The sequence below is a fragment of the Accumulibacter sp. genome (assembly GCF_023806635.1).
GTDB lineage: Bacteria > Pseudomonadota > Gammaproteobacteria > Burkholderiales > Rhodocyclaceae > Accumulibacter.
This window is the reverse complement of record NZ_JAMTDQ010000093.1, coordinates 27,964-45,512: the sequence shown is the minus strand read 5'-3', so window position 1 is coordinate 45,512 and position 17,549 is coordinate 27,964. Positions and strand designations below refer to the sequence as shown.

Genomic DNA, 17,549 nt, shown 5'->3' with positions numbered 1-17,549 from the left:
GCACCGCCGAGCGCAGCCATGATCTCTTGGGATGTTCCCATCGTACGCTGGGTCCAATGGCCAGGCATCGGGGCGGCTGAGCTCGGCTTCATCGAGCCGCTTCTGCGCCGCCGGCTGTCGTCACTGGCGCGCGGGGCGCTGCACGTGGCCAATGCGTGCGCGCAGGGCTGCCCCTCGGCAACCTTCGTCTTCGCCTCTCGCCACGGGGAACTGACGCGAACCGTCGAGCTGCTGCGCAGCCTGGCGCACGATGAGGAGCTGTCGCCAACCTTGTTCAGCCTTTCGGTGCTGAATGCGGCAGCCGGCATCTTCTCCATCGCCCGCGGCGACCGAGCGCCGGCTACGGCCATTGCGGCCGGAGTCGAGAGCTTCGGCTACGGCCTCCTCGAGGCGCACCTGCGTGCCCGGAAGAGCCCGGCGAAACCACTTGTCTACGTGTACGCCGACGCCCCAGCGCCCGACCCGATCGGCCCGCAGTCCGGTGATCCCCAAGCGGTCTTTGCCCTTGGCCTGCTGATCCAAGGGGATGCCAGCTCTCGTCTGCATACCGCGTTCCGTCCGGGCACCATGGTCGGAACTCCAGCGACCCTGCAGGCCAACGCCTGCCTGCGGGCGCTCGAACGAGGCTCGGCTGACTGGACCAGCGATCGGCACCACTGGTGCTGGAATCTGCGATGAAGGAGGCAGGGCGCCTCTGGCGCAGTCTCGTCGCCGTACTCTGCTTCGTTGCCTTCGCTGTCGGCGGCACGCTGATGTCGGCCCTGCTGATGCCGTTGCTGATGAGCTTGCCCGATCCGGCGGTCAAGTGTCGCACGCGGGCCCGCTGCGTAATTGGCTTCTGCTTTCGGTTATTGATAAGGGCGCTCGTCGGTAGCGGCTCCATGCGTCTGGTGACCCGGGAGTCCGGGCGCCTCGCCCTGGCGCGCGGCACGCTGGTAGTGGCCAATCACCCGACCTACTGCGACGTCGTCGTCCTCATTTCTCTCATGCCGCAGGCCAACTGCGTCGTCAAGGCTGCTCTCTGGCGAAACCCCTTCTGCTGGGGCATCGTCCGTGCCGCCGGTTACATCAGCAATGCCTCACCAGAGGGCGTGATCGAAGCCTGTGCGGAAGCACTGCGTCAGGGCGAGACACTGCTGCTTTTTCCCGAAGGCACACGCACGACGCCAGGCCAGGTGCCTCGCTTCCAGCGCGGAGCCGCTCATGTGGCCCTGAGAAGCGGTGCCACCATACTGCCGGTTCTGATCGGCTGTGATCCGCCCACATTGACCAAGCATTCCCCTTGGTGGCTTGCCCCGGAACACCCCTTCACGTTCTGCGTGGACGTTGGCGAACAGCTGGCAACGGTGAAGGAAGAAGCAGCAATGGCGGCAACGCCAGCCATCCGTGCGCGGCACTTGACCAACGCCCTTCAAGACCATTTTTCCCGTGAACTACGACGCCATGGATACGCTTGAACAGGACATCAAGATCCTCATCATCGAGGTACTGAACCTCGAGGACATAAGCGGGGAGGATATCGCTAGCGATATGCCCCTGTTCGGCGAAGGCCTGGGCCTTGATTCCATCGACGCGCTGGAACTCGGCATTGCAATGAAGAAGACGTACGGCATCGAACTCGAAGCCGGTGATGGCCGTATCCGTGAACACTTCCGCAACGTCCTATCGCTTGCCGCGCTCGTGCGGCACCAGGGAAAAGGCAGCCTGACCCACACACCTTGAGGAGAGAAACGCCATGAGCGACCAGGAAATCCTCGACAAGCTCCGGACCATCCTGCATGACGCCTTCGAAATCGAAGCGACCCGTGTCACACCGGAAACGCAGTTGTTTGCCGACTTGGATCTCGACAGCATCGACGCTGTCGACCTCGCGATCCAGTTGCAGAAGCTCACTGGCAAGCGTATTCAGCCACAGGACTTCAAGGACATCCGGTCGGTCGCCGACGTCGTTGCTGCCGTACGCCGCCTGATGGCGGCCTAGCCGGGCGGGATCGGACAGCGATGAAGAACCTGTCGAATGGATTGGCGGTGGGTTTCGCACTCACCTACCCATTGGCCGTCTATGTCGGCCTACAGCATTTCGAACCGAGGATCTTCGGTGCGCTGCTCGGCGCCTTGCTGCTGCTGCGGAGATGGCAATCGGTGCGCAGTTGCGCGGCCAGACTGAAGTCGAGCGAACGTCTCTCCGCCGCGCTCGTCGGCGCCTACACGCTCACAATCGTCGCCAGCAACAACGAACTCCTGCTCCTGCTGTACCCCGTCGTCGTCAGTCTCGCGCTGCTGTCGGTCTTTGGCCGCAGCCTGCTGAATCCACCAACGGTGATCGAACGTATTGCCCGCCTCTCCGAGCCCGACCTGCCTCCCTGGGGCGTGCTCCATACCCGCCGGGTCACGCAGGTGTGGTGTGCGTTCTTCGTCTTCAACGCCGCCGTTTCGCTCGCCACCACGTTCGCCTCGCGCGAGGTCTGGCTGCTATACAACGGTTTTGTCGCCTATCTGCTGATGGGGGTGCTCTTTGCCTGTGAATGGCTGGTACGCGTTCGTGTCCGCCGCCGGGCGGCCTGAGGAAAGATGAGCTTCTCACTTGATGCCCTCAATCCGTCGGACAGTCGGGTCGTCGCAGTTGACGGCGCGCGCCGTGTCAGCTGGCGTGAGTTACGCGCTGCCGTCGCGGCACAGCGTGGCGCGCAGAGTGTGCCGTCGGGAGGCCGCCGCCGCGTCCTGTTGCGGGGCGCCTCCCCGATAGATTTCACTTCGGAACTGCTCGCCGCACTGGCCGAAAACCACGTTGCAGTCATCCCGCCGAACTTCCAGCCACAAACGCTGGGCGCCCTCGCCGCACTGCCGTCGCCTGTTGATGTGCCACCGCGGACGATCGAGCTGTACACCTCGGGCAGCAGCGGCGAGCCGAAGTGCGTGCCGAAGGCGGTGTGCCAGCTCGAAGCCGAATGCCGCACGCTGGAAGGCTGCTGGGGCAAACTGGCCCAAGGCGTGACCGTCCTTGCCACAACGCCGCACCACCACATCTATGGCCTGCTGTTTCGCTTGCTCTGGCCGCTGCTCTCCGGCCGTCCCTTCGACAACGCGACGATTTCCGAGCCGACCGCTTTCGCCGAGCGGCTGCGCGCGACAGAGGCGGCCCTTCTCGTCTCGTCGCCGGCACAACTGTCACGGCTGCACCAACTGCTTGACCTCGCCGCGCTGCCGCACAAGCCCGCACTGGTGTTCTCCTCCGGTGGGCCGCTGGACGCCGAAACAGCCGATAGCTACCGGCGCGCTTGGGGCTCTGCGCCGACCGAGGTCTATGGCAGCACCGAAAGCGGCGGGATCGCCTGGCGCCGGCAGGACTACGGTCTGCACTGGACGCCGCTACCGCAAGTGCAGGTGGCAGTGGACGGGGATGGCGCCTTGCTTGTCCGTTCGCCCTTCCTCCCCGACGACGAGCCACTGCGCATGCAGGATACCGTCGAGCTCAAGGCAGACGGCACCTTCGTCTTGCGCGGTCGGCTCGACCGGATCGTCAAGATCGAGGAGAAGCGGTTGTCGCTTCCCGAGATGGAAGCATGGCTCACCGGACATCCGGGCGTGGCCGCCGCTGCGGTAGCCCCACTGGCGGTTTCCGGTCGCACAGTGGTCGGCGCGGTCATTGTCGCCACTGCCGCCGCAACGCAGCGCCGGGTGCTGATCGATGCTCTCCGCCAGCACTTGGGGCAGCGCTTTGAACCCGTACTGCTGCCTCGGCGATGGCGCTTCGTCGAAGCGCTACCCTACAGCGAGCGCGGCAAACTCGCGCTCAACGACGTCGCCAGATTGTTGGAGGCTGCGCCGTGTGCCTGATGCCGCATGTCCGGCAGGTGTGGATCGACGATACATCGGCGACGCTGCAACTGACGGTCGAGCCGTCACTGGACTATTTCCCCGGACACTTTCCTGACCACCCGATCCTGCCCGGCATCGTGCAGGTCGACTGGGTAATCCGGCTCGCGCGCCAGCATCTGGGCATTCGCTGCACCGGTTTCTCAGCACTGCGCGCGCTGAAGTTCTCCGCGCCCATCCTGCCGGGAACCAAGCTGTCACTGCAGATCGACTGGTTGCCGGAAAGGCAGCGCCTTGATTTCGCTTATCGGGAAGAAAGGCGCCCGATGTCGTCGGGCCAGATTTTTTTTGCCAGCGGAGCCGCAGCATGAGCTTCGTCCCTGGCATCGTCATTCCAATCTATAACCACAAGCAAACGATCGCCGCAGTGGTTGCCCGGTTGTCGGACTACGAGGTGCCGATCTTCATCGTCGATGATGGCTCGGACGAAGCGACGCAGGAGACTCTCGCCGCTGTCTCCGCCAGCCAACCACTCGCACGCCTCTCTCGTCTGCGGGAAAACGTTGGCAAGGGTGCTGCTGTCATGCACGGCCTGCGCGAAGCCTTTGCGGCAGGTTGTACGCATGCGTTGCAGGTGGATGCCGACGGCCAGCACGACCTCTCCGACGTGCCGCGCTTTCTCGAGCAGAGTCGCATCCGGCCCGACGCCGTCGTTGCTGGCTGCGCATGCTACGACGAGTCGGCACCGGCCAGCCGGCGCTACGGCCGCTGCGTGACCCATTTCTGGGTATGGGTGGAAACGCTCTCTTTCGCGATCGGCGACTCGATGTGCGGTTTCCGCGTTTACCCGCTTGCACCGACCGTTGCACTGATCGAACGTCATCGACTACCGACGCGCATGACGTTCGACACCGAGATCATCGTCCGTCTTTTCTGGATGGGACTGCCTGTCGTCAACCTGGCTACGCGGGTCGTCTACCCGCAGGGTGGCCTGTCGCACTTCCGCATGTGGCGAGACAATCTGGGCATCTCGTGGATGCACACCCGGCTTTGCGCCGGAATGGTGGGCCGCCTGCCCCTGCTGCTGTGGCGCAAGCGCTGCCCACCCCGCTTCAGCGCGCTGCATTGGTCGCGGCATCGCGAGCGCGGAAGTTCGGTCGGCCTGCGCTTGACTGTCGTCAGTTACCGCCTGTTCGGCGACCGGTTTGCACGCGCGCTGCTGCGCCCAATCGTCGCTTGGTTCCTTCTGAGTGGTGGAACGGCACGAGATGCCTCGCTCGATTATCTGCGCCGCCTGCAGGCGACCCGTTCCGATACCCCGGCGCCGACTTGGATCAACGCCTACCGCCACATGCTGGCCTTTGCCAATGCCAACCTCGACAAGCTGGCAGCGTGGACCGGGCATGTCGCGCCCGCCAGCATCTCCTTCGAAAACCAGGATGCCTTCGAGGAACTGCTCGCCTCGGGCCGTGGTGCGGTGCTGCTCGGTGCTCATTTCGGCAATCTCGAAATGATGCGCGCGCTGGCCCATCTCAATGGCATCGCCCGGGTCAACGCCGTCGTCTACACGGACCATGCCCGACGCTTCAACGCGGCACTGGCTTCGGTCGCCCCTGGCTTCGAGCTCAACCTTCTCCAAGTCAGCAGCCTCGGGCCGGAGACCGCCATCCTGTTGCGCGAGAAGATCGACCGTGGCGAGCTGTTGGTCATCGTCGGTGACCGCACGCCGTCCGCCGACAATGGACGTGTGGTCAGCGTCGAGTTTCTAGGCACGCCGGCCCGCTTCCCGCAGGGACCGTTCATCCTCGCTGCTCTGCTCGAATGCCCGGTATACCTGTTCGTCTGCTTTCGCGAGGCTGACGGCCACCGCGTTCACTTCGAGCCCTTCGCCGAACGTATCGACTTGCCGCGCGGCAAACGCGAGGCCGCGATCGCCACGCACGCGCAGCGCTATGCCGACCGTCTCGTCGAACTGTGCCGCCGAACGCCGTTCCAGTGGTTCAATTTTTTTGATTTCTGGGCCAACACGGAATCCGGCCCACGGCATTGACCAGGACATCAAGCATGCCATTCCGCCTCGCCCCCGTCGCGTTTGCCAGCCTGCTCGACGGCACCGCTGAGCGTCCACGCGACGACCACATCAAGTTGCGGAGCGGCGAGACAGAGCATACCGGCGCCGCAGCCGGGGTGAGGGCCCGCGTGGCATTCAGGGGCGCGGTCGTCAAGCTGCATTGATCGGGCTGTCGTCGTTTACTACCAACGAGGGAGAGTGTCATGATTCGAAGAAATCCAGTTCTGCTCGCGGCGACATTCGCCGTCATTGGCAGCCTACCGGCTGCCCAAGGCAGCGATTTCGCGGCGAGCATCGAGATGGTTCGTGTCCCGGAAGGCTGTTATGCGATGGGCAACACCGGCTACGAAACGCACGAGCTTCCCGTCCATGAGGTGTGTGTGGACAGTTTCGAAATCGGCAAGTACGAAATTACCCAGGCGCAATGGAAAGCCGTGATGGGCACGAATGCCTCGAAGTTCGACACCTGCGGCGCTACCTGCCCGGTCGATCAGGTGTCATGGTTGCAGGCACAGGAATTCATTCGAAAGCTCAACGCCCAAGGGCGCGGAGGATTTCGCCTGCCGACTGAGGCAGAGTGGGAATATGCCTGCAGGAGCGGCGGTAAGCAGGAAACCTGGCCGGGCGGGGTATCGGCGGATCAGGTTTTCGACATCGCCTGGTTCAACAAGGCAAGCGCCGGCGAGCGCACGCATCCGGTTGGCACGAAGAAGCCGAACGGGCTTGGCATCCACGACATGGCCGGCAATGTCTGGGAATGGGTGCAGGACAAGTTCGTCTCGCCCTATCCCGTCTCGCCGAAGCAGAATCCGCGGATCGAAACAGGCGGGGAGGAGAAGCGCGTCATGCGTGGCGGCTCCTGGGCCCAGAAGGTCAACTACGTCCGCTGTGGCATTCGCTCCCGTTACGAGCCAGAGTTCGTAGACGCTGTGGGCCGTGTCGGGTTCCGCGTCGTCCGCGACATGGAACGTTGATGCACGGAGTACGACGGGTGATGCTTCGTCGTCAGCACCGACTGCAGAGTGGGGCGTCGATGCCAGGAGTCTCTTGATTGATCGCTCCACCCTGCACATGAAGACAGGCCTGAATGCGTCGGCACAGTCGTGCCGTATCGTCGGTGACGACGCCCTTTCCGTACTCGACGTGGTTGATATCGCGGCCTGCCGTTCCACCGTCGCGCTCTCCGACGATGCCCGCTTCACGCGTCGCATCAATGCCGGCGCAGAATTTCTGGAACGTCTGCTCGCCGACGGTGGCACCGTTTACGGAGTCACCACCGGATATGGCGAATCCTGCACCGTCGTCGTTCCGGCGGATCTCGTCGCCGAACTGCCGCTCCATCTGACGCGCTATCACGGCTGCGGCCTTGGCGAGCATCTGCCGCCGGAGGCCGTGCGTGCCGTGCTCGTCGCCCGCCTCGTCTCGCTCGCGCGGGGCGCCTCGGGCGTTCGCCACGTCCTGCTGCAACGGCTGGTCGACCTGCTCAATCACGACCTGCTGCCGTGTATTCCGGCCGAAGGCTCGGTTGGTGCCAGTGGAGACCTGACACCACTTTCCTACTTGGCAGCCACACTGATCGGCGAACGCGCGGCACTGTACCGCGGGAAACTCACGACGGCGACCGAGGCTTGGGAAGATCTCGGTATCGCCCCGTTGAAGCTGGCGCCGAAGGAGGGGCTGGCGATCATGAACGGCACCTCCGTGATGACGGGCCTGGCCTGCCTCGCGGTCGCCCGCGCCGAGTACCTGACTCGACTCTGCTGCCGCATCACGGCACTCGCTTCGCAGGCGATCCGCGGCAACGCCGAGCACTTCGATCCACGGCTTTTTGCCGTCAAGCCGCACGCCGGCCAGATGGAGGCTGCGCGCTGGATTTGGGAAGACCTCGGCGGCACCTCGGCTACCAGTAATGCCGAAGGCGTGCGCCTGCAGGACCGCTATTCGATCCGCTGCGCGCCGCATGTCATCGGCGTGGCCCGAGACGCGCTGTCGTGGATACGTCGAGACGTCGAGAACGAGCTGAACAGCGCCAACGACAACCCGATCATCGATGGTGAGGCCGGTTGGGTGCTGCACGGAGGCCATTTCTATGGCGGTCACGTCGCCTTCGCGATGGACGCTCTCAAGACCGCTGTCGCAAACCTCGCCGACCTGATGGACCGCCAGCTCGCGCTGCTGGTCGACAACCGTTACAACCACGGCCTGCCACAGAACCTCTCCGGCACGGTTGGCCCGCGAGCGGCGATCAACCACGGTTTCAAGGCGGTGCAGATCGGCACTTCGGCGTGGACGGCAGAGGCGCTGAAGCTGACCATGCCGGCTTCGGTCTTCTCACGCTCGACCGAGTGCCACAATCAGGACAAGGTCAGCCTGGGCACCATCGCTGCTCGCGACTGCCTGCGCATCCTCGAGTTGACCGAGCAGGTCTTTGCCGCGCTGGTGCTGGCTACGGTACAGGCGGTGGAACTGCGCTTTCGCGGCGAGACGCCGGTGCTGACGGCAGCCTGCGCGGCTTTCGTCGAGGCTGTGCGTGTTCATAGCGAATTCCTCGACGAGGATCGCCCGCTGGACGGCGATTTGCTCTGCACTGTCGAACTGATCCGCAGCCAGTACTGGAGCCTTTATGCCTGAACTCGCCGCCGAGGTGACGATCGATGTGCCGTTTCACGATATTGACATTATGGAAGTCGCCTGGCACGGCCACTACGTCAAGTATTTCGAACTGGCGCGCTGCGCCCTGCTGCGGAAGATCGGCTATGACCACCCGCAGATGCGCGAGTCCGGTTACGTCTGGCCGGTGGTCGAGTGCTACCTGAAGTACGTGCGCCCGGCCCGCTACAACCAACGCCTGTCGATCCGCACCGTTTTGCGCGAATACGAGAACCGCCTGCGCTTCGACTACGAGATTCGCGATGCGGCAAGCGGCGTGCGGCTGACCAGGGGATACACGGTACAGGTCGCCGTGGACAGCAACAGCGGCGAACTGCAGTTCGCCTCGCCCGACTGCCTGATTGCCTGCGTGGAGACGACATGCACCGCCAGATGACGGCCTGTGTTGTCATGGTACTGACGCTGCCATTCGCTGCGCTGGCCGGGCCGACAACCGCCGAACTGGCGGCACGCATGGCACAACGGCTCGAACAGGCACCGGTGCTGCGCGCCGAGTTCATCCAGGAAAAGCGGATGGCGGCGTTCCGGAAGCCGCTACAGACGCGCGGCCAGCTGACGGTGGCGCGCGACCGCGGGGTCATCTGGCAGATCGACGCCCCGCTCAAGGTGGCCTACGTGCTTGCCGATGATCGCGTAGTCGAGATCGGCGAGGACGAAGTGGCACAAGTCCGAACGGCGCGCGACATTCCCGGTCTGGCGCAGGTTGGCACACTGTTCCGAGCGCTGCTCGGCGCGCGGATCGACATCCTTGCGGATCTGTTCGCCGTCACGCCGGAGGGAACGCTCGACGCCTGGCGCCTGACGCTTACCCCAAGACCTGGCCCGATCGCGCAGGCGATACGCGAGATCCGCATGAACGGCGGTCGTCACGTCGAGCACATCCGCATCGAGGAAACCAACGGCGACAGCGCGACTCTGGTTTTCCGCAACTTCCGAGAGGATCGCGAGCTGCTGCCAGCCGAGCGCGTGCGTTTCGGGCTGCACTGATGGGTTCGCGGCAACTGGTGGCGCTCGCCTGGCTGACGCTCGTGCTGGTCGCTGCCATCTACGTCGGACAGCGTTTCGCAGATGCGACACCACTCGAAACCGACCTGCTCGCCCTGTTGCCACCGACCGAGAAGAGCGACACCGCCGAAGCAGCAGTCAGGGCCTTGAGTGAACAGCTTGGCAACCGCGCGCTTTTCTTCGTCGGCCACGCCGACCCCGATCAGGCGCGTCGTGCGGCACGCGGCTTTGCCGCCCGACTGGAAGCCTCTGGCGCATTCAAGCGGGTGACCACCGCCGCACCCCCGGTTGACCAGCTTGCTCTGAGCAATACCTACCTGCCGCACCGTGCCGGGCTCCTCGCTCCGGGTGACCGCGATGCGCTTTCCGCTTCCTCGTTTGCCGCCGAGACCACGCTGCAGCGTCGTCTGCATCAGCCGTTCCAGACGGGCATTGCCACCGATCCGATGTACGATCCCTTCGGTCTCCTGCAGCGCTGGCTGACGCAGCTGCCGTTCGTGAGAACACAACTGATGCCCAGTGACGGGATGCTCACCGTGCGCGATGCGCAGGCGACCTGGGTGTTCGTCATGGCCGAACCCATTGGCAGCGCTTTCGCTGCCACTACACAGGCTTCGGTGATTGCCGCCGTCGCCAACGCAGAGGCGGCGCTTCGCGCCGAAACCGCAACGGCATCTCTGCTGCGTACTGGCGCGGTTTTCTACGGCGATGCCGCGCGCAGGAGTGCCCAGCGCGAGGTTGACATGATCGGTGGTGGTTCGCTCGTCGGCGCCCTCGTCATGATGTGGCTTCTCTTCCGCTCGCTACAGCCACTGGCTCTCAGCCTGGTTACCGTCGCCTGCGGTATCGTCTGCGCCACCGCCGCCGTACTTGCCACCCACGATCGGATTCATCTGATCACCCTCGTCTTCGGCGCCAGCCTGATCGGCGAAGCGGTCGACTACGCCATCCAGTTCTTTGCCGCCCGCCTCGACGCCGGCACCAGCTGGCAGGCGGAGCGGGGCCTCACCCGCCTGCTGCCGGGGCTTGCCGTGGCCCTCGCCACCAGCCTCATCGGCTACGGTGCGCTGACGCTGACGCCCTTCCCGGCGATCAGCCAGATCGGTCTGTTCGCGTTTGCCGGCTTGGCAGCCGCCTGGCTTTCGGTCGTTCTTCTGCTGCCACTGTTGGCACGGGCGCCGGGGACGCATGACGGCAGCGACGTTCGCCTGCCGCAGCGCCTGCTGCGCGCCTGGCAGGACCACGCCACGCCCGGCGGTGTCATCGCGCTCGTCGTCGCGCTGGTGTCCGCCTCCATACCCGGCTGGTTGCATCTCACCACGGACGATGACGTGCGCCAGCTCGTCGTCCGGCCCGCGAGTTTGGTCGAGCAGGAAGAGGGGATTCGCGTTCTCGTCGGCACTCCCGGCGGCAGCAGGTTCTTCCTCGTCGAGGGCGCCGACGACGAGGAGGCATTGCGCCGCGAGGAAGCGTTGACGGCTCGCCTGCGCACACGTGTCGGACAGGGGCTCGCCGGGTACACGGCGATATCCGGCTTCGTCCCCTCGGCTGCCACGCAGGCTGCCGGGCGGGCACTGCTGCAACGCGCCTTGCCTGCTGACAAGGTCGCACCGTTGTTCGACGAGGCGGGCCTGCAGAACAAGGCTGCAGAGGCGTGGCGCGATATGCTGGGTAGCGACGCCGCGCTGACACTGCGGGAATGGCTCGAAACGCCGCTGGCGCAACCGTTCAGGTCCCAGGTTGTCCCCACCACGAGCGGAACGGCATTGATCGTCATCCTGAGCGGTGACGATGCCAACCTCGATCTGGGGTCTCTCGCCGCGGATCTGCCGGGTGTCAGCGCGATCGACAAGGCAGCCAGCGTTTCCGCACTCCTTGCCGAGTATCGCCGTCTCGCCACACTCTGGTTGCCGTTCGCCGGACTGATCGTCTTCACGGTGCTGGCCTGGCGCTATGGTCTGTGCCAGGGCGCGGCGATCCTGCTGCCGACGTTGGCAGCAATCGGCATAGGTCTCGGCCTCTACGGTGCCGCCGGGGTATCGTTGACCCTCTTTTCTTTGATGGCGCTGATGCTGGTTCTTGGTTCCGGCGTAAACTACGCGATCTTCATCGTCGAGGCCGGCGTATGCGCCCCAGCCTCCTTTGCTGGCGTGCTGGTATCGGCGACAACGACGTTGCTGGCATTCGGCCTGCTGGGGCTGTCCAGCATGCCGGCACTTCATCAGTTTGGCCTGTTGCTGTTGGTCGGAATCAGTATCGCGGTGTTGTTCGCGCCAATGGCGCTGACGTTGGGCAGAGCGCGTCGGTGATCCCGAGCCCAGCCGCATCTTGCACACTCTGCGCCGCGCTGCTGGCCATCGCGTGCGCCCCTGCGAGCGAATCCTGCACACGTCTTCCGGGCAACGGCCGCTACTGCCTGCTCGCTGGCTCCTGGCCAGAATACGTGACCGAACAGGCAAGCATGGTGACACTGAAGGACAAGAAGCTGCGGATCATTTCGCGCATTTCATCGGGCGAGTCCGGCGTACGCTTCGCCGGGCTCAGCCCGCTTGGACAGACGCTGTTCCAGGTTTCCTGGGAAGATTCCGTCCTGCATCTGGAGCCGCCGACGATCTTCGAAGGCCGTCTCGATCCGGCACTGATACCAGCGCTGCTGCAGATCGCCACCTGGCCGGCGGAGCGTATCCGGGATGGGCTGTCGAACGGCCTCGTACTGCTGGAACAACCGGGTCGCCGGGTCATCCGCGGCAACAACGGCGATATACTGATCGTTTCCTGGGAGGGGAACGAATGGCCGTATCAACGGCTGTGCTTCGAAGCGCCTGCCCTGAATCTGACCATCGACAGTCGCCTTCTGGAGGACTTGCAATGAGCAGTCGGTTTGCCCTGTCGCGCCCCGGTCTGGTCAGCGCACTTGGTGCTGGTGCGGAGGCCGCGTGCGCGCGCCTGTTTGCCGGCGACACGTCGGGCATGATCGTGGAATCGGGTTGGCTTGGCGGTGCCGCGACCGCGCGCGTCGGCAAGTTTGGCGGCGCCTTGCGGCCCCTGCCGGATGACGACTGGCATCGTCGCCACGCCAGCCGCAACAACCAGTTGCTCCTCGCAGCATTCGCCCAGATCGAAGACGATTTCCGCGCCGTCTTCGAGTACTTCGCTGTCGATCGAATCGGTGTCGTACTCGGTACCAGCACCTCGGGCGTAGCCGAGGGCGAAGCGGCCTTCGCCACCCACACCCGCGACGGCTGTTTGCCCGACAGCTTTGCCTACGAGCAGATGGAGATCGGTGACCCCGCCGTCTTTCTTGCCCGACATCTGGGTATTGACGGTCCGGCCTACACCGTGTCGACGGCCTGCACCTCGGGCGGCAAGGCGCTCGCGTCGGCGCGTCTGCTGATTGAAGCCGGGTTCTGTGACGCCGTCGTTACCGGTGGCGTCGACAGCCTTTGCCGGCTGACGGTCGGCGGTTTCACGGCGCTCGAATCGACCACTACTGAAATCTGCCAGCCGCTGTCACGGAACCGGCGCGGCATCAACATCGGCGAAGGCGCGGCACTGTTTCTGATGACTGCGGGTACCGGCCCGGTCACACTTCTGGGTATCGGTGAGTCGAGTGATGCCCACCACATCTCGGCGCCTGAACCGGAAGGCCGGGGTGCCGAGGCGGCGATGCGCGCAGCGCTGGCCGACGCCGGCCTTGCGCCGACAGACATCGGCTACCTGAACCTACATGCCACAGCAACACCGAAGAACGATGCGATGGAAAGTCTGGCAGTCGCTCGCGTCTTTCCCGATGGCGTGCCCGTGAGCGGTACCAAGCCGATGACCGGCCACACCCTCGGTGCCGCCGGCGCGCTTGAGGCCGCCATCTGCTGGTTGGCGCTGACCGACCCCGCTGGCCGCCTGCCACCGCATGTCTGGGATGGCCATTCTGACCCCGATCTGCCGCGCCTCGATACGGTCGCCCCCGGTCGTTGCTTCGCGGCGGGGCGCCGCGTCGCCATGAGCAACTCGTTCGCCTTTGGCGGCAACAATCTGAGCCTGATTCTCGGGGTCTCCGGGTGAGCGCCCTCGTGCCTATCGAGGATCTGTTGCCGCACCGCGGCAGCATGCTGTTGCTGACGGGCATGCTGGAGGCCGACGCCGAGTCTGCGACCTGCGAGGCCATGCCCGATGCAAAGGCTTGGTACGCCGAAAGCGATGGGACGATGCCAGCATGGATCGGCATCGAACTGATGGCGCAGACGATCGCTGTGCACGTCGCGCTGATCGCGCGTCGTGCCGGCAGGCGGCCAAGGCCGGGCGTGCTGCTTGGTACGCGCGCCTACCGGGCCGGGGCCGACCGCTTTCCCGTCGGACAGCCGCTGCAGATCACAGCTCGCTCCACCCACCGCGACGCTACCGGTCTCGGCGCCTATGACTGCACGCTGGCCGATGACCGTGGCACGGTGCTCGCCATGGCGGCGATCACCGTCTACGAACCCGAGGACTTCGCACAATTCCTCGCCGGACAAGGACATGGGGAAGCACAGTAATGGAGATTCGACGCGTTCTGGTCACCGGTTCCAGCCGGGGCATCGGCAAGGCGATAGCACAGCGACTCGCGGCCTCCGGTTTCACCGTCGGCGTGCATTGCCGCAGCCGGCGCGACGAGGCCGAAGCGGTCGCCGAGTCGATCCGCATGGCGGGCGGCAAAGCCAGCGTGCTTCAGTTCGACGTGTGCAACCGTGCTGCGACGCGCGCTGCACTCGAAGCCGATCTCGCCACGAACGGAAGCTGCTGGGGGATCGTTGTCAATGCCGGTGTGACTCGCGACAACGCGTTTCCCGCGCTCAGCGACGAGGACTGGGACGTGGTCATCGATACCGGCCTGAACGGCTTCTACAATGTCGTTCATCCGCTTGTGATGCCGATGGTGCGCGCGAAGCGGGGCGGGCGCATCGTCACGCTGGCCTCGGTTTCGGGAGTCATCGGCAACCGTGGTCAGGTCAACTACAGTGCCGCGAAGGGCGGGCTGATTGCCGCCTCGAAGGCCTTGGCGCTCGAACTGGCCAGCCGGCGCATCACGGTCAATTGCGTCGCGCCGGGTTTGGTCGATAGCGAGATGCTGGCCGGCCTGCCGATGGATGGACTGTTGAAGCTGATTCCGCTTGGGCGCGTCGGCAAACCCGAGGAAATCGCCGCGACGGTGGACTTCCTGATGTCGGAAGGCGCAGCCTACATCACGCGGCAGGTGATCGGAGTGAACGGAGGCTTGGCGTGAACGGTGGGCTGAGACGTGTCGTCGTCACCGGTATGGCGGGTATCACCGGGCTCGGCGACAACTGGGAAACCATCGAAGCCAATCTGCGTACTGGCCGCAGCGCTGTGCGCCACATTCCCGAATGGGCTGAAATCGAAGGGCTGAACACGCACCTCGGAGCGCCTGTCGAGTTCGTGCCGCCGGCGCACTATCCACGCAAGGCGATCCGTTCGATGGGGCGTGTCTCGCTGTTGGCCGTGCGTGCGACAGAGATGGCGCTGGTGCACGCGGGTTTGCTGGGTGACCGTGTCGTTTCCAGCGGCGACATGGGTATCGCCTACGGTTCGTCGTTCGGCAGCATCGACCCGGTTCGGGGCTTTGGCAAGATGCTTGACCAGCACAGCATGGCCGATCTCAACGCCACCTCGTACATCCAGATGATGCCGCACACGACGGCGGTCAACGCCGCGCTGCACTTCGGTCTGCAAGGGCGAGTCATTCCGACCTCGAGCGCGTGCACCTCGGGCAGCCAGTCGATCGGTTACGCCTATGAGGCCATCCGCTTTGGCAAGCAAACGGTCATGCTCGCTGGCGGAGCCGAGGAGCTGTCGGCCGCCTCCGCCGCGGTCTTCGACCTGCTGTTTGCCACCAGCACGAAGAACCACGCACCTTCTCTCACACCGCGCCCCTTCGACAGGGATCGCGACGGCCTGGTGGTTGGCGAGGGCGCGGCGACGCTGGTGCTCGAGGAATACGAGCATGCCCGCGCCCGCGGTGCGAAGATTCTCATCGAGGTCATCGGGTTCGGCACCAATACGGATGGCTCACACGTCACGCAGCCCGAAGCTGAGACCATGGCGACGGCGATGCGTCTGGCGCTCGCCGATGCTGGCCTGCCCGCCGCAACCATCGGCTACGTCAGCGCCCACGGCACGGCCACCGACCGGGGTGACGTCGCCGAGAGTCGTGCGACGAACGAAGTGCTCGGCAACGCAGTACCAATCAGTTCGATGAAGAGCTACCTTGGACACACGCTCGGTGCCTGCGGCGCCATCGAAGCATGGTGGGCAATCGAGATGATGAACCGGCGCTGGTTCGCCCCCACGCTGAACCTCGACACCCCCGATCCGGCCTGCGCGCCACTGCGGCACGTCGTCGGCAGCGGATTGACGCTCGAGACGCAATACGTGATGAGCAACAATTTCGCCTTCGGGGGCATCAACACCTCTCTGATCTTCTCGATGCCTTGAAAGCCGCATCATGTACACACGTACGGTGTTCGCGTCAAGCTGGTGCCGATGCGACTGCAGGCCCGTGTAGGGACCGCACGGGCCATGCTGCTCGTTCTGACGGAAACACCCACGCCCGCACGCGCGCCTCGGGCACTGACGAATCCGGCGGCAGGGCTTTTGGTTGCTCCCGGCGTCCCGGAGACTGCTCCTGGGCTCAGCCGAGGGCGATGACGAAATGAAGCGTCGCGTCGTCGTCACCGGCCTTGGCATCGTCTCTTGCATCGGCAACGAACTCGACACCGTTGCCCATGCGTTGCGCCACTCGTGTAGCGGCATCCGGCACATGCCAGAGTATGCCGCGCTGGGTCTGGCCAGCCAAGTCGCGGGCATCCCCGATCTAGTTGGCGAAGCGGCCATCCCACGCAAGCTGAGACGCTATATGGCCGACGCCGGGGTATATGCCTGGCATGCCATGCGCAAGGCCATCGACGACGCAGGAATCCGCCCCGACGAGATTCGTGACCCGCGCACGGCGTTGATCGTCGGTTCCGGCGTCGGCTCGCCCTACCGCCATGACGAGGCGCTGGCCATCTTCCGTCAGCGCGGTTTGGAGAAGCTGCCGCCGTATTACGTGCCGCAGGTGATGGGCAGCACGACCTCGGGAACTCTGGTGCAGGCTTTCGGGGTCGGCGGGCCGAGCTACTCGGTCACCGCCGCCTGCGCCTCGTCGGCACACTGCATCGGCAACGGATACCAGATGGTCCGTCATGGCATCGTCGACCGAGCCTTCGTCGGCGGTGCCGAGGAAGTGTGTTGGACCTCGGCCGTGCTTTTTGACGCGATGGGCGCGCTTTCGACGCGACGCAACGATGACCCAGGAACGGCCTCGCGCCCGTTCGACCGTGACCGTGACGGTTTCGTCATCGCGGGCGGCGCAGCGGTGCTGTTGCTTGAAGCGGAGCAGTTCGCCCGTCGGCGAGGCGCTCGAGTTTACGGCGAGATCGCTGGTTACGGCGCAGCCAGCGACAGCGCCGACATGGTGCAACCGAACGCCGACGGTGTTGCACGCGCCATGCGTGCGGCACTCGCTGAAGCCGGCGGACTTTCCGTTGACTATATCAATCCGCACGCCACCTCGACACCGAGCGGTGATGCGGCTGAGCTTGATGCGATCCGTGCCGTATTCGGCGAGAGCATTCCGGTGCTTTCGGCGACCAAGGGTCTGACCGGCCACTCGATCGGTGCCATCAGCGCTCAGGAAGCAATCTTCTGCCTGCTGATGATGCGAGATGGTTTCGTCGCTGCCTCAGCCAACCTGAAGGCCCCCGACGATGGATACGATGCCTTGCCCATCGCCCGTCGGACTACCGTACAGCCGATCGACACCGCCCTTTCGTCCAGCATCGGTTTCGGTGGCAGCAACGCGGTGCTGATCTTCCGCAAGGTATAGAGGAGGCCTCGGGATTTCGGACAGCAGGATAAGTGGAAGCTTTGCCCCATCGAACGGCTGCGGTAG

At 64.8% G+C, this 17,549-nt stretch carries 20 protein-coding genes; all 20 read left to right on the top strand.

All coding sequences use genetic code 11. The features are described from left to right. Positions 1-18: 18 nt before the first annotated feature. The 20 genes from NFW30_RS16495 (at position 19) to NFW30_RS16400 (ending at position 17,483) form a co-directional block, all read left to right on the top strand. The gene (locus NFW30_RS16495) at positions 19-678 is read left to right on the top strand and encodes a beta-ketoacyl synthase chain length factor (protein ID WP_295357852.1); all 660 of its coding nucleotides are present in this window, start codon (positions 19-21) and stop codon (positions 676-678) included. Between the two features lie 74 nt (positions 679-752). Next, positions 753-1,457 carry a lysophospholipid acyltransferase family protein gene (locus NFW30_RS16490; RefSeq protein WP_295357854.1) on the top strand — a complete coding sequence of 235 codons (705 nt, stop codon included), beginning with the start codon at positions 753-755 and terminating at the stop codon, positions 1,455-1,457. Beyond that, positions 1,444-1,722: a phosphopantetheine-binding protein gene (locus NFW30_RS16485; protein ID WP_295357968.1), complete on the top strand. Its 279-nt coding sequence runs from the start codon at positions 1,444-1,446 to the stop codon at positions 1,720-1,722. The genes NFW30_RS16490 and NFW30_RS16485 overlap by 14 nt, the downstream gene beginning before the upstream one ends. A gap of 13 nt (positions 1,723-1,735) precedes the next feature. After that, entirely contained in the window at positions 1,736-1,981 is a 246-nt protein-coding gene (locus tag NFW30_RS16480; protein WP_295357856.1) for an acyl carrier protein, read from the top strand. Between the two features lie 20 nt (positions 1,982-2,001). Next, positions 2,002-2,565, top strand: coding sequence for a hypothetical protein (locus NFW30_RS16475; protein WP_295357859.1), 564 nt, complete (start codon positions 2,002-2,004; stop codon positions 2,563-2,565). Between the two features lie 6 nt (positions 2,566-2,571). After that, a complete protein-coding gene (locus tag NFW30_RS16470; protein ID WP_295357862.1) occupies positions 2,572-3,837 on the top strand; it encodes an AMP-binding protein in 1,266 nt (421 codons plus the stop codon). Beyond that, positions 3,837-4,187, top strand: a complete 351-nt coding sequence (locus NFW30_RS16465) for a hydroxymyristoyl-ACP dehydratase (RefSeq protein WP_295357969.1) — start codon at positions 3,837-3,839, stop codon at positions 4,185-4,187. The genes NFW30_RS16470 and NFW30_RS16465 overlap by 1 nt, the downstream gene beginning before the upstream one ends. Next, positions 4,184-5,866 carry a glycosyltransferase family 2 protein gene (locus tag NFW30_RS16460; protein ID WP_295357865.1) on the top strand — a complete coding sequence of 561 codons (1,683 nt, stop codon included), beginning with the start codon at positions 4,184-4,186 and terminating at the stop codon, positions 5,864-5,866. The genes NFW30_RS16465 and NFW30_RS16460 overlap by 4 nt, the downstream gene beginning before the upstream one ends. A gap of 14 nt (positions 5,867-5,880) precedes the next feature. Further along, positions 5,881-6,051 (top strand): hypothetical protein, encoded by a 171-nt coding sequence (locus NFW30_RS16455; RefSeq protein ID WP_295357866.1) that lies wholly within the window; start codon positions 5,881-5,883, stop codon positions 6,049-6,051. 39 nt (positions 6,052-6,090) lie between these two features. Then, positions 6,091-6,861, top strand: coding sequence for a formylglycine-generating enzyme family protein (locus NFW30_RS16450; protein ID WP_295357869.1), 771 nt, complete (start codon positions 6,091-6,093; stop codon positions 6,859-6,861). A gap of 97 nt (positions 6,862-6,958) precedes the next feature. Beyond that, positions 6,959-8,518, top strand: a complete 1,560-nt coding sequence (locus tag NFW30_RS16445; RefSeq protein WP_295357971.1) for an aromatic amino acid ammonia-lyase — start codon at positions 6,959-6,961, stop codon at positions 8,516-8,518. Continuing rightward, positions 8,511-8,933: a thioesterase family protein gene (locus NFW30_RS16440; RefSeq protein WP_295357872.1), complete on the top strand. Its 423-nt coding sequence runs from the start codon at positions 8,511-8,513 to the stop codon at positions 8,931-8,933. The genes NFW30_RS16445 and NFW30_RS16440 overlap by 8 nt, the downstream gene beginning before the upstream one ends. Continuing rightward, positions 8,918-9,544: an outer membrane lipoprotein carrier protein LolA gene (locus tag NFW30_RS16435; protein ID WP_295357875.1), complete on the top strand. Its 627-nt coding sequence runs from the start codon at positions 8,918-8,920 to the stop codon at positions 9,542-9,544. The genes NFW30_RS16440 and NFW30_RS16435 overlap by 16 nt, the downstream gene beginning before the upstream one ends. Then, positions 9,544-11,871 carry an MMPL family transporter gene (locus NFW30_RS16430; protein WP_295357878.1) on the top strand — a complete coding sequence of 776 codons (2,328 nt, stop codon included), beginning with the start codon at positions 9,544-9,546 and terminating at the stop codon, positions 11,869-11,871. The genes NFW30_RS16435 and NFW30_RS16430 overlap by 1 nt, the downstream gene beginning before the upstream one ends. Before the next feature lie 152 nt (positions 11,872-12,023). Next, a complete protein-coding gene (locus NFW30_RS16425) occupies positions 12,024-12,434 on the top strand; it encodes a DUF3261 domain-containing protein (protein WP_295357880.1) in 411 nt (136 codons plus the stop codon). Further along, the gene (locus NFW30_RS16420; protein WP_295357883.1) at positions 12,431-13,624 is read left to right on the top strand and encodes a beta-ketoacyl-ACP synthase; all 1,194 of its coding nucleotides are present in this window, start codon (positions 12,431-12,433) and stop codon (positions 13,622-13,624) included. Before NFW30_RS16425 ends, NFW30_RS16420 begins: the two co-directional genes overlap by 4 nt. An 8-nt stretch (positions 13,625-13,632) precedes the next feature. Next, on the top strand, positions 13,633-14,094 hold the full coding sequence (locus NFW30_RS16415) for a beta-hydroxyacyl-ACP dehydratase (RefSeq protein ID WP_295357886.1): 462 nt from the start codon (positions 13,633-13,635) through the stop codon (positions 14,092-14,094). Further along, a complete protein-coding gene (locus NFW30_RS16410; protein ID WP_295357889.1) occupies positions 14,094-14,822 on the top strand; it encodes a 3-ketoacyl-ACP reductase FabG2 in 729 nt (242 codons plus the stop codon). Before NFW30_RS16415 ends, NFW30_RS16410 begins: the two co-directional genes overlap by 1 nt. 8 nt (positions 14,823-14,830) lie before the next feature. Further along, on the top strand, positions 14,831-16,051 hold the full coding sequence (locus NFW30_RS16405; protein ID WP_295357974.1) for a beta-ketoacyl-ACP synthase: 1,221 nt from the start codon (positions 14,831-14,833) through the stop codon (positions 16,049-16,051). Between the two features lie 217 nt (positions 16,052-16,268). Beyond that, positions 16,269-17,483 carry a beta-ketoacyl synthase N-terminal-like domain-containing protein gene (locus tag NFW30_RS16400; RefSeq protein WP_295357891.1) on the top strand — a complete coding sequence of 405 codons (1,215 nt, stop codon included), beginning with the start codon at positions 16,269-16,271 and terminating at the stop codon, positions 17,481-17,483. Positions 17,484-17,549: the final 66 nt, after the last annotated feature.

Coding starts and splice junctions, on each gene's coding strand:
- NFW30_RS16425 (WP_295357880.1), top strand. CDS start 12,024: ATGGTGACACTGAAGGACAAGAAGCTGCGGATCATTTCGCGCATTTCA.
- NFW30_RS16430 (WP_295357878.1), top strand. CDS start 9,544: ATGGGTTCGCGGCAACTGGTGGCGCTCGCCTGGCTGACGCTCGTGCTG.
- NFW30_RS16475 (WP_295357859.1), top strand. CDS start 2,002: ATGAAGAACCTGTCGAATGGATTGGCGGTGGGTTTCGCACTCACCTAC.
- NFW30_RS16490 (WP_295357854.1), top strand. CDS start 753: ATGTCGGCCCTGCTGATGCCGTTGCTGATGAGCTTGCCCGATCCGGCG.
- NFW30_RS16470 (WP_295357862.1), top strand. CDS start 2,572: ATGAGCTTCTCACTTGATGCCCTCAATCCGTCGGACAGTCGGGTCGTC.
- NFW30_RS16480 (WP_295357856.1), top strand. CDS start 1,736: ATGAGCGACCAGGAAATCCTCGACAAGCTCCGGACCATCCTGCATGAC.
- NFW30_RS16465 (WP_295357969.1), top strand. CDS start 3,837: ATGCCGCATGTCCGGCAGGTGTGGATCGACGATACATCGGCGACGCTG.
- NFW30_RS16400 (WP_295357891.1), top strand. CDS start 16,269: ATGAAGCGTCGCGTCGTCGTCACCGGCCTTGGCATCGTCTCTTGCATC.
- NFW30_RS16495 (WP_295357852.1), top strand. CDS start 19: ATGATCTCTTGGGATGTTCCCATCGTACGCTGGGTCCAATGGCCAGGC.
- NFW30_RS16455 (WP_295357866.1), top strand. CDS start 5,881: ATGCCATTCCGCCTCGCCCCCGTCGCGTTTGCCAGCCTGCTCGACGGC.
- NFW30_RS16445 (WP_295357971.1), top strand. CDS start 6,959: ATGAAGACAGGCCTGAATGCGTCGGCACAGTCGTGCCGTATCGTCGGT.
- NFW30_RS16410 (WP_295357889.1), top strand. CDS start 14,094: ATGGAGATTCGACGCGTTCTGGTCACCGGTTCCAGCCGGGGCATCGGC.
- NFW30_RS16435 (WP_295357875.1), top strand. CDS start 8,918: ATGCACCGCCAGATGACGGCCTGTGTTGTCATGGTACTGACGCTGCCA.
- NFW30_RS16450 (WP_295357869.1), top strand. CDS start 6,091: ATGATTCGAAGAAATCCAGTTCTGCTCGCGGCGACATTCGCCGTCATT.
- NFW30_RS16485 (WP_295357968.1), top strand. CDS start 1,444: ATGGATACGCTTGAACAGGACATCAAGATCCTCATCATCGAGGTACTG.
- NFW30_RS16460 (WP_295357865.1), top strand. CDS start 4,184: ATGAGCTTCGTCCCTGGCATCGTCATTCCAATCTATAACCACAAGCAA.
- NFW30_RS16440 (WP_295357872.1), top strand. CDS start 8,511: ATGCCTGAACTCGCCGCCGAGGTGACGATCGATGTGCCGTTTCACGAT.
- NFW30_RS16420 (WP_295357883.1), top strand. CDS start 12,431: ATGAGCAGTCGGTTTGCCCTGTCGCGCCCCGGTCTGGTCAGCGCACTT.